Annotated in this window: 13 protein-coding genes; 10 read left to right on the forward strand and 3 right to left on the reverse strand. The window is 61.2% G+C overall.

Annotated features, from left to right (window positions below; genetic code table 11):
- Positions 1 to 254: 254 nt before the first annotated feature.
- Positions 255 to 2,555: an LTA synthase family protein gene (locus DXC52_RS07875; RefSeq protein WP_117746822.1), complete on the reverse strand. Its 2,301-nt coding sequence runs from the start codon at positions 2,553 to 2,555 to the stop codon at positions 255 to 257.
- 213 nt (positions 2,556 to 2,768) lie between these two features.
- Here DXC52_RS07875 and DXC52_RS07880 point away from each other — a divergent pair, with 213 nt between their 5' ends.
- The 5 genes from DXC52_RS07880 (at position 2,769) to DXC52_RS07900 (ending at position 8,536) form a co-directional block, all read left to right on the forward strand.
- Positions 2,769 to 3,638: a nitroreductase family protein gene (locus tag DXC52_RS07880; RefSeq protein WP_082421875.1), complete on the forward strand. Its 870-nt coding sequence runs from the start codon at positions 2,769 to 2,771 to the stop codon at positions 3,636 to 3,638.
- 159 nt (positions 3,639 to 3,797) lie between these two features.
- The gene (locus DXC52_RS07885) at positions 3,798 to 5,825 is read left to right on the forward strand and encodes a KUP/HAK/KT family potassium transporter (protein ID WP_117746823.1); all 2,028 of its coding nucleotides are present in this window, start codon (positions 3,798 to 3,800) and stop codon (positions 5,823 to 5,825) included.
- Between the two features lie 31 nt (positions 5,826 to 5,856).
- A complete protein-coding gene (locus tag DXC52_RS07890) occupies positions 5,857 to 6,081 on the forward strand; it encodes a hypothetical protein (RefSeq protein ID WP_117746824.1) in 225 nt (74 codons plus the stop codon).
- Between the two features lie 111 nt (positions 6,082 to 6,192).
- Positions 6,193 to 7,818 carry an ATP-binding protein gene (locus tag DXC52_RS07895; RefSeq protein WP_117746825.1) on the forward strand — a complete coding sequence of 542 codons (1,626 nt, stop codon included), beginning with the start codon at positions 6,193 to 6,195 and terminating at the stop codon, positions 7,816 to 7,818.
- A 4-nt stretch (positions 7,819 to 7,822) separates the two neighbouring features.
- Positions 7,823 to 8,536 carry a response regulator gene (locus tag DXC52_RS07900; RefSeq protein ID WP_199409498.1) on the forward strand — a complete coding sequence of 238 codons (714 nt, stop codon included), beginning with the start codon at positions 7,823 to 7,825 and terminating at the stop codon, positions 8,534 to 8,536.
- Between the two features lie 95 nt (positions 8,537 to 8,631).
- Here the strand turns inward: DXC52_RS07900 and rlmKL are convergent, their stop codons facing one another.
- Positions 8,632 to 11,199: a bifunctional 23S rRNA (guanine(2069)-N(7))-methyltransferase RlmK/23S rRNA (guanine(2445)-N(2))-methyltransferase RlmL gene (gene rlmKL / locus DXC52_RS07905; RefSeq protein WP_117746826.1), complete on the reverse strand. Its 2,568-nt coding sequence runs from the start codon at positions 11,197 to 11,199 to the stop codon at positions 8,632 to 8,634.
- Between the two features lie 75 nt (positions 11,200 to 11,274).
- On the opposite strand from rlmKL, the gene DXC52_RS07910 reads away from it, so the two are divergent.
- Entirely contained in the window at positions 11,275 to 12,102 is an 828-nt protein-coding gene (locus DXC52_RS07910) for an HAD-IIB family hydrolase (protein WP_117746827.1), read from the forward strand.
- A gap of 45 nt (positions 12,103 to 12,147) precedes the next feature.
- On the opposite strand, the gene DXC52_RS07915 is transcribed toward DXC52_RS07910, so the two are convergent.
- The gene (locus DXC52_RS07915) at positions 12,148 to 12,939 is read right to left on the reverse strand and encodes a DeoR/GlpR family DNA-binding transcription regulator (protein ID WP_117746828.1); all 792 of its coding nucleotides are present in this window, start codon (positions 12,937 to 12,939) and stop codon (positions 12,148 to 12,150) included.
- 359 nt (positions 12,940 to 13,298) lie between these two features.
- On the opposite strand from DXC52_RS07915, the gene DXC52_RS07920 reads away from it, so the two are divergent.
- From DXC52_RS07920 to DXC52_RS10285, 4 genes are all read left to right on the forward strand, one after another.
- Positions 13,299 to 14,009, forward strand: coding sequence for a transaldolase (locus DXC52_RS07920; protein WP_117746829.1), 711 nt, complete (start codon positions 13,299 to 13,301; stop codon positions 14,007 to 14,009).
- A 9-nt stretch (positions 14,010 to 14,018) separates the two neighbouring features.
- Positions 14,019 to 14,465, forward strand: a complete 447-nt coding sequence (locus tag DXC52_RS07925) for a PTS sugar transporter subunit IIA (protein ID WP_117746830.1) — start codon at positions 14,019 to 14,021, stop codon at positions 14,463 to 14,465.
- A 76-nt stretch (positions 14,466 to 14,541) separates the two neighbouring features.
- Entirely contained in the window at positions 14,542 to 14,817 is a 276-nt protein-coding gene (locus DXC52_RS07930; RefSeq protein ID WP_022094539.1) for a PTS sugar transporter subunit IIB, read from the forward strand.
- A 26-nt stretch (positions 14,818 to 14,843) separates the two neighbouring features.
- The coding region (locus DXC52_RS10285; protein ID WP_233504907.1) for a hypothetical protein at positions 14,844 to 15,028 on the forward strand (185 nt) is incomplete at its 3' end.

Below are 15,028 nucleotides of genomic sequence, written 5' to 3' on the forward strand. Positions count from 1 at the left end.
GGGTTTTCTCTTTATTAGAAATCAGAGTCTTCAAGGCAAGAGCCCGATTCAACCAGAGACACTCCGAATACTCCCCATGACAAGCCGCGCTCCAACAACAAGGCGTCTGCCCGGGCGGCGCGGAATGTAAGGTTCATCGCGAGTTCCGCACGAGCCGGAGAGCACTTAATGTGCTCTCCGTGCGAGCAGGACTGCCCGAGCAGGGAATCTTACATTCCGCGCCGCCCGGGCAGACGAACCGGGATACACGCCCGCTACTTAATCTTGGTCGTACCCGGTGCCAGGTTGGGGTCGGTTTCGTTGGCCTCGGTCTGGAAATGCTCGGTGTAGACGTTCTTGCCGTCGCGGAACATCTCGTAGTACTGCATCTTGGCGTAATCCTCGCGCGCCTTGGTGGCGGCTGCGGCAGCGGCGTCGTCACCGGTGACGTTGGAGGAGAGCGCCCAGCGCAGGCTGGCGTCCTCGTAGCCGACGGAGTTGATGGCGGGCAGCGACTTGCGCAGCGTCATGTGCGCTTTCTGGTAGTCGGTCAGCGGTGCGCCGATCAGCTGCATAAGCTGCGTGGACAGGTAGTTGGTGGATAGGTCGTCGACCTCGCTCGTCTGGTCGCAACCGGCAACGTCGTAGTTGGCCCAAATGATGTAGTCGGTCTGCCACAGGCGCTCCTGATGCGTGGCGTCGTCCTCGCCGGTAAACCACTTGTCATTGAACTTGGACGGGAAGAACGGCTGATGGTCGCCCCAGAACACCACGACCACCTTGCGGTCGAGCTTGCTCAGGGCGTTGAGGAAGTAGCGAAGCGCCTGGTCGGACTGCTCGATGCACGAGACATACTCGTCGACATCGGAGAGCGTGCCGTCCTCGACGGTCTTAGCGTCCAGGTCGGTCGCGTCGATGTTCAGGTGCATCTGCTTGTCGACCGGCAGCAGGCCCGTGTCGTAGCCCGAGTGGTTCTGCATGGTCACGTCGAAGATAAACTGCGGATCGGCGTTCTGGTCGAGCAGCTCAAGAATCTTGTCGTAGGTAGCCTGGTCGGTCACCATGCCGCGCAGGGTGTCGGCTCCCTGGAAATCGTTGATGGACAGGAACTGGTCAAAGCCAAAGTCCTTGTAGACGTTCTCGCGGTTCCAGTTGGTCGCGTGGTTGGGGTGCATGGCCGTGGTGGAATAGCCGAGCGATTTGAACTGCTCTGCCAAGTTCCCGGTCGTTTCCATGTTGTAGATGGTGTAGGGGTACACGCCCGATCCCAGGTTGGCCATGGAGTTGCCGGTCATAAACTCAAACTCGGTATTGGCGGTGCCGCCGCCGTAGGCGCTCACGTAGAGCTTGCCGCGGCTGAGGCAGTTGGACAGGCTCTTAAAGTACTGCGGGCCCTCGTAGCCGGCGCGCATGTTCTGGTAGATGGATAGGTCCGAGAACGTCTCGTTCATGATGGCGATGACCGTGGGCTTCTCGCTGTCGAATTGCTCTTTTGCGGCGGCGCGCTCGTCGCTCTTGGCCGCGTCGGACTTGTCGTAGGCCTTGGCGTACTTTTTGAGCGTGGCCTTGGCGTCATCGACGGAGTAGTCGGCGGGTTTGGGCGGCTTGATGGACTGCGCTGCACTAATAAAGGCGGGCAGGTAGCCCTCGCGCCAGTAGCTCTCGAGCGGACGCCAGGTGTAGACGGTGATGCCGAGAGTGTTGTAGTAGTCGATGAGCGTAACATGCGCGGTCACACCGCCCAGGCACAGCACGGCCACGAGCAGGTTGGTGAGCAGCATGCGCTTGGCGTTGGCGGCGCCCTTCTGACGGTGCGGTGCCACCAGGCCAGCGTACTCGCACAGCAGCATGGCGATGGCGGTAAAGCCCATGGACAGCACACAGAACAGCGAGATGGAGAAGGTGTAGCCGGTGCCGGCGACCGCGGCGGCGGTGGAGATGGCCGAAAGGTCGCCCGGCTGGATGGGCATGGACTTAAACGTGATGACGAAGAACTCGGCAATGCCCAGGACAAAGAGGGCAAAGGCCAAGACCGCGGGGGCTGCGCCGTGGCGCTGGAACAGGAAGAACAGGCCGACCATGAGCGTGGTGATGATGGCCCACTCGAGCAGGATGCACAGGGGGTAGACCCAGGTAAAGTCGTGGTTGGACGAGACCTCCATGCCCAGCAGCGCAAAGACGCCGGCGAGCAGCAGGCACAGGACGGCGGCGACGAGCGGTTTACCCACAAAGGCTCCGCGCAGGCGGGCGAGCTTGCCGGTGGGGGCGGGGGCGTCGGGCCCGGCGAACGCAAAGACACGCGGGGCGATGCGGTCGCGGGCGATGCTGGCCCAAGCGCAGCCGGTGAGGATGGCGTTGGTCAGGATGAGCATCACGAAGGCGAGCGGCTCGTTCTGCGCGACGAGGCCAATAGCGCCCCAGACGGTCAAAAAGAGCTGGAACAGGCCAAAGGCGACGCTCCAGGCGAAGGCGCCCTTGGCAACGGTGCCCGACTGAGCGCGAATGGCCTTGGCCTCGCGCAAGACAAGGTAGACGGTCGCCGCAAGACCGACGAGCGAGATGGCGGCAGCGAACATGCTGAGACTCCTCACAAACTAAAACGTACGAAAGCGGGGGTTTACCCGATTGTTACCAAGATATGCGCTGCAATTGGTGTCTGCGCACAACAACCAGCCATATTAACGCGCACGTGTGACGGTGTGGCGCAATGTAGTGGCGACCTGCGCGATAATGGACGGGAATTACACGGAAACGTAAAGGCTTCTTAAAGAATTGGCGAGGATGAGGCGATGAACGAACGGGCTTGTATGACGAGTGCGGGTGACGTGGACGCTGGCATGGACGCGGGCGGCTATCCGGTCGAGACGACGGGCAATGCGGTGCTGGACACGTTGGAGCACCGTTCCTCCACGCGTGCCTTCGCGCGTGATGACGACGACCGTCCCGTGGCGGTGACCGACGAGCAGCGGGCGGCAATTTTGCATGCGGCGAGTCGCGCGCCGTCGGCGGGCGCCATGATGATGTATTCCATCGTGAGCATTCGCGAGCAGGCTACGCTGGATCGTCTGGCCGACCTGTGCGACCACCAGCCCATGATCGCCAAGGCGCCCTGGGCACTTATATTTGTGGTCGACTATGCCAAGTGGATCGATCTGTTTGAGCACGTGGGCTGCTTTGAGCCCGAGTTTGTCGAGCGCACGGGCAAGGCGCCCCGCCGTGCACCGGGTTTGGGTGACTTTGCCATCGCGGCCCAGGACGCCGTGATCGCTGCGCAAAACGCCGTGGTCGCCGCCGAGGCCCTGGGCCTGGGGAGCTGCTACATCGGTGATATCGTCGAGAATGCCGAGGAAGTGGCCGAGCTGCTCGATCTGCCTCCGTATACCATGCCGCTGTCGATGCTCATCATCGGCACGCCCCGTAAGGAGCGTCCGGCCATTGCGCATCCCGTGGTGAACCTGGTGCACGAGGAGCGCTACTGCCGCGCCGATGCTGCGACTATGGACGCGCAGGTAGCCGAGATGGACGCGATGTTCCGTCCGCATGCCCGCGTGGTGGGGGAGCGCGTCGTGGACATCTATACCCGCAAGCACACGAGTCCCTTTATGGCCGAGATGAGCCGCTCCATGGAGTGGTGGTTCAAAAATTGGCTCGGAAAATGACGGATGCGACAAAGAGACAGTCCCTTTGTCACATTCCATATCGCCGAGGTGGCTTAAAGGCCGTATAAATGTTTATCTAGCTGGGAAAACAGTGCCATTCAAACATGGGCCGATTACCTATAATTCCTTCGAACATTAAAGTTGGGAGGAAACCGGCTTATGGAACAAAAGGCCAAGGAGGCAGCTTCGCGCGCTGCGATTCCTGTGAGCATCTCGGCGATGCTCGTCACGCTGGGCGTGGTGTACGGCGATATCGGCACCAGCCCTATGTATGTAACCAAGGCGCTCGTTGCCGGCAACGGCGGCATCGGAAGCGTCACGGAGGAGTTCGTGCTCGGCGCGCTCTCCCTTGTCGTGTGGACGGTCACGTTGCTGACCACCATCAAGTATGTGCTCATCTCGCTGCGCGCCGATAACCATGGCGAGGGCGGTATCTTTGCCCTGTACAGTCTGGTCAAGCGCTGTGGCAAGTGGCTTATCATCCCCGCCATGCTAGGTGGCGCCGCGCTGCTCGCCGACGGCATCCTCACGCCGGCCGTTACCGTTACCACGGCCATCGAGGGCCTGCGCACCATCCCGGCGGTCCATGCCGTGCTGGGCGATGACCAAGGCCGCGTCGTCGCCATTACGCTCGCCATCATCATCGTGCTCTTCTTGGTACAGCGCATCGGTACGGCCAAGATCGGTCACGCCTTTGGCCCCATCATGACGCTGTGGTTCCTGTTCCTGGGCGGCACGGGTCTGTTCTTTGTCTTCCAGCACCCCGCCGTGCTGCTGTGCCTCAACCCGGTGCGCGGCATCGCCTTTTTGCTGAGCCCCAACAACCACGCGGGCATCATGATTCTGGGCAGCTGCTTCCTCGCCACCACCGGTGCCGAGGCGCTCTACTCCGACATGGGCCACGTCGGCCGCGGCAACATCTACGCTACCTGGCCGTTCGTTAAGTGCTGCCTGCTGCTTTCCTATATGGGCCAGGGCGCTTGGCTTATGAACAACGCTGCCAACCCCGAGCTCATGGGCATTGCCGACCTCAACCCGTTCTACCAGATGCTCGCCCCGGGCCTGCGCCCGTTTGCCGTCGGCCTTTCCACCGTCGCGGCCATCATTGCCTCGCAGGCGCTCATCACCGGCGCATTCTCGCTGGTGTCCGAGGCCAGCCGTCTGGACCTCATGCCGCACATGCAGGTCTTCTACCCTGCCGAGACCAAGGGCCAGCTCTACATCCCCATGGTCAACAACGTCATGCTTGTCGGCTGCGTCATCGTGGTGCTGCTGTTCCAGAACTCGGCGCATATGGAAGCCGCCTACGGCCTTGCCATTACGCTGACTATGATGTGCACCACGCTGCTGCTCTTCTTCTACCTGCACGAGGAGCGCAAGCTCAAGGTTGCTCCGTGGATCTTCGCGGCCTTCTTCCTTTTGCTCGAAGGCTTCTTCTTCGTGAGCTCACTTACCAAGTTCTTCCACGGCGGCTACTTCACCATCCTCATGGCCGCGCTCATCATGGGCATCATGGTGTGCTGGTACAACGGTACGGCTGTTGAGCAGCGCCAGTTTACGCTTCTGCCGCTGCGCAGCTACCTGCCGCAGCTCAAGCGCCTGCGCGACGACGACCGTTACGAGCGCATGAGCGACAACGTCGTGTACCTGACCAAGGACACCCATACCGACTACATCGACCGCGATATCGTCTATTCGATCTTGGACAAGCATCCCAAGCGCGCCCGCGCCTGGTGGTTTGTGAATGTCGAGACCATGGACGAACCGCACACCTTTGCCTATTCGGTCGAGACGTTCGGCACCGATTACGTGTTCCGCGTGCATCTGTACCTGGGCTACAAGATCAACCAGCGCGTCAATGCCTACCTGCGTCAGGTTGTTCAGGACCTGGCTGCCACTGGCGAGCTGCCGCCGCAGACGCATGACTACTCGGTCTACAAGGACCCGGGTAACATCGGCACGTTCAAGTTCGTCCTGATCCGTAAGCTTTTGGCGCCCGAAAGCGACGTGGAGCCGAGCGAGCGTACGGCCATCACGCTCAAGTACATCATCCGCCGTGCCGCCGGCACGCCCGCGCGTTGGTACGGCCTGGAGAACTCCAACGTGAGCTTTGAGTACGTGCCGCTGTTCACCAAGTTCAAGGCCGTGAACAAGATGCAGCGCCTGGCTCCCAACGAGCGGCCGTAGTCGCCGACAGGCTGCATGGAGTTGGTTTTCGATGGACAAGATTGAGGCCGGGGAGGCAAACATGGATGCAAAGGCGCTCGATGGCCGCGAGGCGGTGGTCGAAATGGTGCGTGAGGCGCGTGTCGACGCCGCCGAAGATCGGTTCCTTACGAACCGTGCCAACATGGATATGGCCGATCGCGTAATTTCGATCGTGGCACTGGTATTTGGAGCGGTGTGCGTGTGTGCCCTGCTCGCGCACGTGCTATTTGTCTAGCGACCGCCGGTTGCAAAGGCTATACACTTGGAACCACCACAAGGGAAACCACCACAAAGGTGCCTGTCCCTTTGTGGTGGTTTTTGTTTTTGAGAGAGGGGCGGGGCACTGATGGACGTCCGTACGGACGGCGATATTGCCGATAGCTTTTGGTGGCGGCGCACAACGCTGACGCGCCGCACTCCTCTGTATGACGCCTGCGTATCGGTGGGGCTGCTGGTCGCGGCGACGATTGTGGGCGCGCTGCTCGACCATCCGGGTCTCGCGCCGAGCATCATGATCGTCTATGTGTTCGCCGTTCAGCTGTGCGCATTCTTTACCTGGAGTTGCCTGTATTGCTTGCTGAGCTCGGCTGCCGCCGTGGCGCTCTACAACTTCTTGTTTGTCGACCCGCGCTACTCGCTGTCGCTTATCGACCGCGGCTATCCCGGCATGTTCTTCATCATGTTCGTGGTCTCGCTTGTATCGAGCTCGATTGCGTTGGCCCTGCGCCGTGCCTTGGCACAGGCTGCCGCCAGCGACCGTCGCACGCATATGGTGCTCGAGACCAACCGCATGCTACAGCGGTGCGCCGACGAGCAGCAGATCGTTCACGCCATGGCAACGCAGCTGGCGCGTCTTTCGGGCTGTCCGGTCGTGTGGTACAGCGCCGACGCCGAGGGCGATGACCTGCTGCCGCGTGCGACATACACGGCCGTGGGCGATGCCGCACCGGTGCACGAACTGGCGCCGCAGATGCCGCCGCGGCTCTCGGCATCCGCCTATGTGGGAACGCCGCTCGACGCCACGTTTGGCGGCTCGGCGTTTTATGGCATCTACCTGACGGTTCGCACAGGCGACGGCTTCGCGCGCTCGGGCGACCCCGCCTCGGTGGTGGGCGTGCTGGCTATCGTTGCCGAGCCCGACGTGCTGACGCACGAGGAGCGAACACTTGCCGATGCCATCGTGAGCGAAGGCGAGCTGGCACTCGATCGCGCCCGCGCCATGGAGGCCCGCGAGGAGGCGGCGGTGCTCGCCAAAAACGAACAGCTGCGCGCCAACCTGCTGCGCTCCATCTCGCACGATCTGCGTACGCCGCTCACCAGTATTTCGGGCAATGCCGATGTCCTGCTCGATCAGGGCTCGACCGGCACCGCGGTGCTCGATGCCCAGACGCGCCGCGGCCTGCTCCTTTCCATTCGCTCGGATGCGCTGTGGCTCAACGCCACCGTCGAGAATCTGCTCGCCATCACCAAGCTCGAGGGTGGCGGTATGCGCCTGTCGACCACGCTCGAGCTCATGGACGATATCGTCGAGGAGGCGCTGCGCCACGTGAACCCTGCCGTGCGCGAGCACGACCTTAAGGTGGTGGCGTGCGATGAGCCGGCGCTCGTCAACGTCGATGCGCGCCTGATGGTGCAGCTGGTGGTCAATCTGGTGAACAACGCCATCACCTATACGCCCACGGGCTCGCATATCGTGATTTCGATTGGTGTCGCCGGCGGGCGCGTGAGGTGCTCGGTGGCCGATGACGGGCCGGGCATCGCACCTGAGGACCGTGAGCGCATCTTTGAGTCGTTCTATACCGCCAATCATGGCCTGGCCGACAGCCACCGCAGCGTGGGCCTGGGTCTTTCGCTCTGCCGCTCCATTGCGCTGGCACATGGCGGTAGCATAGAGGTTGCCGCGGCGGATCCGCACGGCTCGATCTTTACGATTGAGCTTCCCGCCGCCGACGTTTCGTTTGATAAGGAGTAACGCTGTGTCGAACTCTGCCGTGAAACCGCTCATCTTGGTCGTTGAGGACGACCCCGCCGTCCGCAACCTCATCGTCGCCGCGCTCGAGGCGCACGGCTTGCGCCATATGGCTGTAGAGACCGCCCATGCCGCTATCGCCGCCGCCTCGTCGCAGGCGCCGAGCATCGTGCTGCTCGATCTGGGCCTGCCCGATATGGACGGCGTCAAGGTGGTCGAGTCGGTGCGCGCATGGTCGGGCATGCCGATCATCGTGGTCTCGGCGCGCAGCGAGGATGCGGACAAAATCCGCGCGCTTGACGCCGGTGCCGACGACTATCTGACCAAGCCGTTTTCGGTCGAGGAGCTGCTCGCGCGCATTCGCACCACGCTCAGACGTCTCTCATATGCGCAGGTTGGCATGGGTGCGTCCGAGGGATCGTTCAATACCGGTGAGTTGCATATCGATTTTGACGCCGGCATCGCCACGATGGATGGCGAGGAACTGCACCTGACGCCGATCGAGTACAAACTGCTGTGCCTGCTGGCCCATAATGCCGACAAGGTGCTGACGCACCAGTTTATCCTGCACGAGATTTGGGGTACGGCAACCAAGAGCGATCTGGCGAGCCTGCGCGTCTTTATGGGTACGCTGCGCAAAAAGATTGAGTCCGACCCCGCGCATCCGCGCTATATCCAAACGCACGTGGGTATCGGCTACCGATTGGTCACCCAAGGCTAGATCGCCAACCACCATCCCACTATGAGTTGCGGTGAAATACGGTCTAAATTTACCTAATTCCAGGCAAAACAGTCCGTATTCCACCGCAACTTTGTTTATTTGCCTTTGGGCTTGCTGGCGTAGAACTTCTTCTTTTTGGACTTGCCGGCAGGGGAGGGTTTGCCGGCAAAGTTGGACCTGCCGTTGCCGGCCTGCGCGTGCGTGGGCACTGCCGCGCGAGGCTTGCGGACCTCGGGGTTGCGCAGCTCCTCGACACGCTCGGCAATCTCCTCGGCGCTAAAGCCGACCTCGGCCATGGCGTCCTCGATGGGCAGGCGGCGCACGATGTAGCAGTGGTGCACCTTCTGGTTGCGCGCGAAGTCCTCGGGGATGGTCTGCGCCGTAATGTCCTCCAACACGACGCCCGCGCGCGCGAGCTTGCGCGTCTCGGGGCGGAAGCCGCGCAGGTTGCAGCTAAAGATGGCGTGGCCGCCCTGTGCGAGCAGGCGCGATACGCCGGCCAAAAGCTCAACATGGTCGCGCTGGACATCCCAGGTGCGGCGGCCCATCTTGGATGAGTTCGAGAACGTGGGCGGGTCGACAAAGATCAGGTCCCAGCGGTTGCGCGTCTGGCGCTGGTCGCGAATCCAGGCAAGCACGTCGTCGCGCACAAAATGATGCTGCGGACCAACAAAGCCGTTCTGGCGCATATTGCGCTCGGCCCAGTCCAGGTAGGTGTTGGAAAGGTCGACTGTCACGGTTTCCTCGACGCCGCCGTCGGCCGCATAGCAGGTGGCGGTGCCGGTGTAGGCGAACAGGTTGAGGAAGCGGCGTGCCTGTTTGGCGTGCTCGCGCACCAGGTTGCGGGTGACGCGGTGATCCAAGAAGATGCCCACATCCAGGTAGTCATCAAAGTTGACGGCAAAGGTGAGTCCGCCCTCTTCGATGAGCGGCAGGCGGCGGCGTGCGATATTGGCGCGTTCTCCCGATCCGCCCTTGCCGGCGCCCTGCTTGCCGTACTGCGAGCCGCCGCGCGAACGCATGCGGGCCTTGGCATGCACGTGCTCGGCCGGAACATCCAGGATACGCGGCGCGATGGCAAGAATGTCGAGCATACGGGCCTGGGCAAGCGCGGGGTCGATGGTCTTGGGCGCGGCGTATTCGGCGATGACGAGCCAACGGCCCGGCGTCTGCGGGCAGCCCTCGTACAGATCGATGGCGGCGGAGTAATCGGGCAGGTCGGCATCGTAGACGCGGTAGCAGCTCACGCCCTCGCGCTTGGCCCACTTGCGGCGCAGACGGGCATTCTTGCGCAGGCGGTTGGCGAACTGCTCCGACTCGGGGATGAGCACGGGCAGCGGCTTGCCGTCGCCCAGGTCGAGTGTGGCGGCAGGTTCGGGCATGGAGGAAGCGGCGGCTTTGTCGTTGGCTTCGTTGGCATCCGCAACCTCGGCCTCGGCATCCGCACTGGTCGCAGCCTCAAACGCTGCGGCGGCGTGGTCGAGCGAGGGCCAAACCTCAATAGTTGCCTCTTCGTTATTGGGCATGACGGCGATGGAGCGCGCGGGCTCGGCATGGAGCGCGCGGGCCATAAGGCCATCGCGGGTGAGTGCGGCGACCGGCGCCGCGGAAAGCTCGGGCGCGCGGCGCAGCTCGCCGACCAGCCTCATGGCGTCGTGCATGAGTGAAAGCGGTGTCTCGGTGGTGTCTGCGACTACGGCGGCTCCGGCGACGGCGCCAGCATGGTCCAGCACGGTGGCGGACTTGGCGGCGCAAAAGTCGACAAAACGCTTGTAACCAGCGCTCTTGACCATGCGCTCGGCGGTCTTGCGAGCGGCGGGGTCGATGTCTGCGGCCACGATGCGCGCCTGCCGCTCGCGCGCTGCCGCCTCGCGCTCGCGCGCCTCGGCAAGCAGCTGCTCCCACAGAGCGGCGTCGTGCAGCTGCCAGCCCTCAAAGCCCCAGCGCTCGCGTGCGGCGCCCGGGGCGCGGTCGGTCAGAATGTTTACGGCTTCCAGCAACAGGCCGCCGCCGGCGCACGAGGCGTCGATCAGCGTGGGCAGAGCTTCGTTCTCGTAATCATCGGCCGTCAGCTCGCGCTCGCATAGCGCGGTCCAGCTGACTTGCGCCAGCACCAGGGCGGCGTAGTCGGGGCGCAGCACGTGCGCGCCCTCGCCGGCGCGGGCCGCTGCGGGCGGCAGGCGTTTGAACAACGGGTCGCCCGAAAGGTCCAGGCTGATGCTCGCGCGGCGCTGACGCAGCGAAAGCAGCAGATGAACGTCGGGATCGGCGGCATCAACGTCGGCGCGACGGCCCGTGGTCTCGGCCAGGCGGTCACACAGCGCGTCCTTGGCGCGCAGGGCCGAGAAGCGCGTGTTGCGCAGCTGCTCGGTCACGCCGCGGGCGGTAATGGCGATGGTGGCGCCGGGGCGGATGATGGTCTCCCAAGCGATGTCGTAAACGCCGTCGTACAGCTCATCGGCATCCTGCGCCTCAAAGCGTCCGAGTACCACGAACACGCGGCTCGCCAGGCGCGACCACAGGCACGCGCGATAGCCTTCTTCGAGCTCGCCCTCAAACGTGGCGCGGCCCTTCAGGCGGCGGACATGCGAAAGCCCGAGGCGTTTAAGCTCATCGGCGAGTGCGGACTCAAAGCCCTCGGGGCAGCTTGCGTAAAATTCCATGGGTGACCTCTCTGGTTGCGTCGCTCCATTATATGATGGATACTCCGTTTACTCTCGCCCCCGAAAGGAACCCATATGATTGATGCGTGCCCCGATTCCGCCGTGCTCTTTTTTGACGTGGACGGCACGCTGACGTCGTTCGATCCCGACAACATGACCGACAAGGACTTCTCGGCGGTTCACCCCTCGCAGGCGGTCGTCGAGGCGTTTCATCGTCTGCGCGACGCGGGACACCAGGCATTTATCTGCACGGGTCGTCCCTTGTGGCTGATTGCCGATGGCCTGCGCGCGCTGAACCCGGCGGGTGTCGTTGCCATGGCGGGAGCGACGCTCGAGGTCGAGGGCCGCGTGGTACACGAGGACTGCTTTGATGAGGACGTTATCGAGGAGCTTGCACGCCGTATGGCCGCGGCAGGGATTGAAGCCTTTTTCGAGACCAACGTGGCTACCTTTGCCCTGGAACCCGCGGGTGTTGAGCAGCCGTCTCTGATCGGCACTTCTGTGGTGCACAGCGCCGAGGAGATGCGCGTCGACGGCCGTCTGCGCGTGGGCAAGGTGTGCATCGTCGCGAGCTACCTGGCTCGCGTAGCCAACGATGACGGCTTTATCGATCGCGAGTTTGAGCTGTGCAACACCGGTGGTCAGAATCGCGAGCTGAGCCCCAAGGGCATTGACAAGGGTGTGGGCGTGGCGCGAGCGCTGGCGTATCTGGGCCGCGAGGGAAATGCGCGCACCTTTGGCTTTGGCGACTCGGGCAACGACCTGGGCATGCTCGCCGCCGTCGAGACGGCCGTAGCTATGGGCAACGCCATGCCCGAGGTCAAGGCGGTCGCCGACTACGTGACCGATGACGTCGCACACGACGGTACCGTCACGGCTATGCGCCACTTTGGCTTGATTTAATACATGGCCGGGTCGCCTGCATTGGGGGCGACCCGGCCATGTGAGCTATTTTGCAATATAGAGTTTGGGATGACTGTGGCTGCTCTCGATTGCCGCTGTCATGATACCTTCGCTGTCCCCATCGATGATGATGCCGTCGAGGTCATCGATCTGTGCGGACTGATAAAAGCTCGTCTTATTGAACTTACCCTGGTCGACCATCATGTAGCTCAGGTTCGAGTTGGTTAGATACATGCGCTTGATCATGGCAGAGAAGTCGTGCTCAACGGTAAAGCCGTGGTCGGGATGGAATCCGTCGGCGCTGACAAATGCCTTGTCGGCATGAAGCTTGCTCATGCAGTCGAACGTCAGCGCGCCCGCGAGATAAAGGTGGCCCTTTCGCACGGAACCACCTAACAGCACTACCGAAGCGTTGGGCAGATTGAAGCTGGCATAGTTTGCGATGGCAAGATCGCCGGTGATGATGGTGATGTCGCGCTTGTCTATGAGGGCTTTAGTGAAGTAAAAGCCCGTGGTGCCGATGTCGATCACCAAAACGTCACCATCGTCAACAAGAGTTGCTGCGGTCGCGGCGATAGCCTCCTTGGCTTCGACTTGGACATTGATGCGCTCTTCGGGATACGAGATTGCAGTGGAACGTGAAAGCGATACTGCTCCGCCGCGTACACGACGCAATTTGCCTTCCGATTCCAGTGAGACGAGGTCGTGTCGTGCGGTGACTTCCGAAACCGAAAAGCGACGGACGATGTCGGATACCGAGATATTCGGCTTTTCCGCCAGCCAGTTCATGATAAATCGCTGACGCTCGGCGGGTGAAAGGTCTGAAGTAGATGCCATGTGTCGCTCCTTATGAACGAAAGGCGAAAGAAATGCCTTTCGTAATCGAAATATAACGTATCGATATGAAAAGAACAAGGCAAAATCGAGTGAACGAGATGAATGACACGCTTTGCTTTTATTTGTGTTAGTAGTTGGCCTGACATGCAGAATGCCTGTAATAGCCAGTAAAGAGTCTTGCCTGGAAGGTGTTCACAAAAAGTGAGGTACGCTCACGCCCGATAATCGACCGTTCGCGGAAAGTTGGCAATTGAGCTTTCGATATCTTTTGAAATAGTTTATAAAAGAAAACCGAAAAGCTTTTGAAACAAAGAAAAAGGCTTTCGATAGCAATAGTGCTAGATGAGAAAGGACCGAACATGGCAATCAAGGTGTTTGCCGACGGCGCTAACCTCGAGGGTATGCTTGACATGCACGACAACGGCAACGTTCAGGGCTTCACGACCAATCCTTCCCTTATGAAGGCCGGCGGCGTGACCGACTACCGCGCTTTTGCCAAGACGGTTCTTGAGCACATCACCGATGTGTCAGTCTCGTTCGAGGTGTTTGCCGACGACGAGGCGGGTATGGAGGCCGAGGCTCGCGAGATCGCAACCTGGGCGGACAACGTCTACGTTAAGATCCCGGCGCTCAACACCAAGGGCGAGTCCACCGCAGCGTTGGTCAAGCGCCTTTCTGCCGATAGTATCAAGGTGAATGTCACCACCATCTTCACGCCCGAGCAGGTCGACGAGTTCGTCGATGCCGTCTCTGCCGAGACCCCCTCTATTCTGTCCATCTTCGCCGGCCGTATCGCCGATACCGGCGTCGATCCGCTGCCCCTCATGGCAGAGTCCGTAAAGAAGGCTGCCGTCAAGCCCGCCGCCGAGGTTCTCTGGGCATCCACGCGTGAGGTACTCAACATCTTCCAGGCAGAGTCTGTTGGCTGCCAGATCATCACGGTCCCCAATGCCCTTCTCGCCAAGCGCAAGAATTTCGGGAAAGATTTGCTCGAGTACTCGCTTGATACGGTCAAGGGCTTTGCCCGCGACATTCAGGCGCTTGGTTTTCATATCCTGCCCGAGGAGTAGGGAGCTGTCATGCTGACCGATCTTCTTAAACCCGAGCTTGTTGCCTGCCATGTCCAGGCCTCCGATTGGGAGGAAGCGATTAGGGCATGTGGCAAGCTGCTCGTTGACGCGGGCAAATGCGACCAGAGCTATGTCGACGCCATGATTTCATCGGTTCACAAATTTGGCCCCTATATGGTTCTGGAAGAGGGTATCGCCATGCCCCACGCCCAGGCCGATGGCAATGTGAGCGAAGCGGGAATCTGCATCGTCACGCTTGATCCTGCGGTTGCATTTGGACACGAGGATTTCGATCCGGTTCACGTACTCGTGGGCATTTGCGCGCCCGACCCCAAGGCTCATCTTGGTTGCTTGGCGGAGCTTTCGCAGATGTTCGAGGACGAGGACTGCGTTGCCAAGCTCAGCGCGCGCGGTACGCCCGAGCAGGTTTTGGAGACCATGCGTTCATTCTTTTAGGCCTTAATGGCACGGCGATGCGTCGCCGCTTTTGGATAGACGGAAAATCCGTCACGTGTAGGAGAGGAAGGTTGCCATGCATATCATCACTGTATGCGGAAACGGCATCGGGTCCAGCCTGATGCTCGCTGGCAAAGTCGAGGAGCTTTGTGAGGAGGAGGGCATCAAGGCCGACGTTGAGTCTATGGACCTGAACGGTGCTTCTTCCGCAAATCCGGATCTGTTCATTACCGTTAAGGAGCTCGCTCCCGAGCTTCACGGTAACGTCGTGATCGTTCGCAGCTACGTGAACAAGAAGAAGATCCGCGAAGACGCCCTCGAGGCAATCAAGGCGGCCGCCGCTAACGCCTAAAGCGGCACAAAAAGGGGCGGTTCCCTGTGGAAGAGGGAAACGCGCCCACGTTAAAAAGAAAGGAAGCCCAGATGCAAGTCATCCTTCCCATACTTGAGTTTATCCAATCGATTCTGACCAAGCCAGCATGGATTATGGGTCTGTTCGCTTTTGTGGGCCTCCTTGATTATCGACTTCATCCGAACACCTCCCACATTCATCCGTACATGTG

The organism is Collinsella sp. TF05-9AC, from assembly GCF_003438495.1.
Lineage (GTDB): Bacteria > Actinomycetota > Coriobacteriia > Coriobacteriales > Coriobacteriaceae > Collinsella.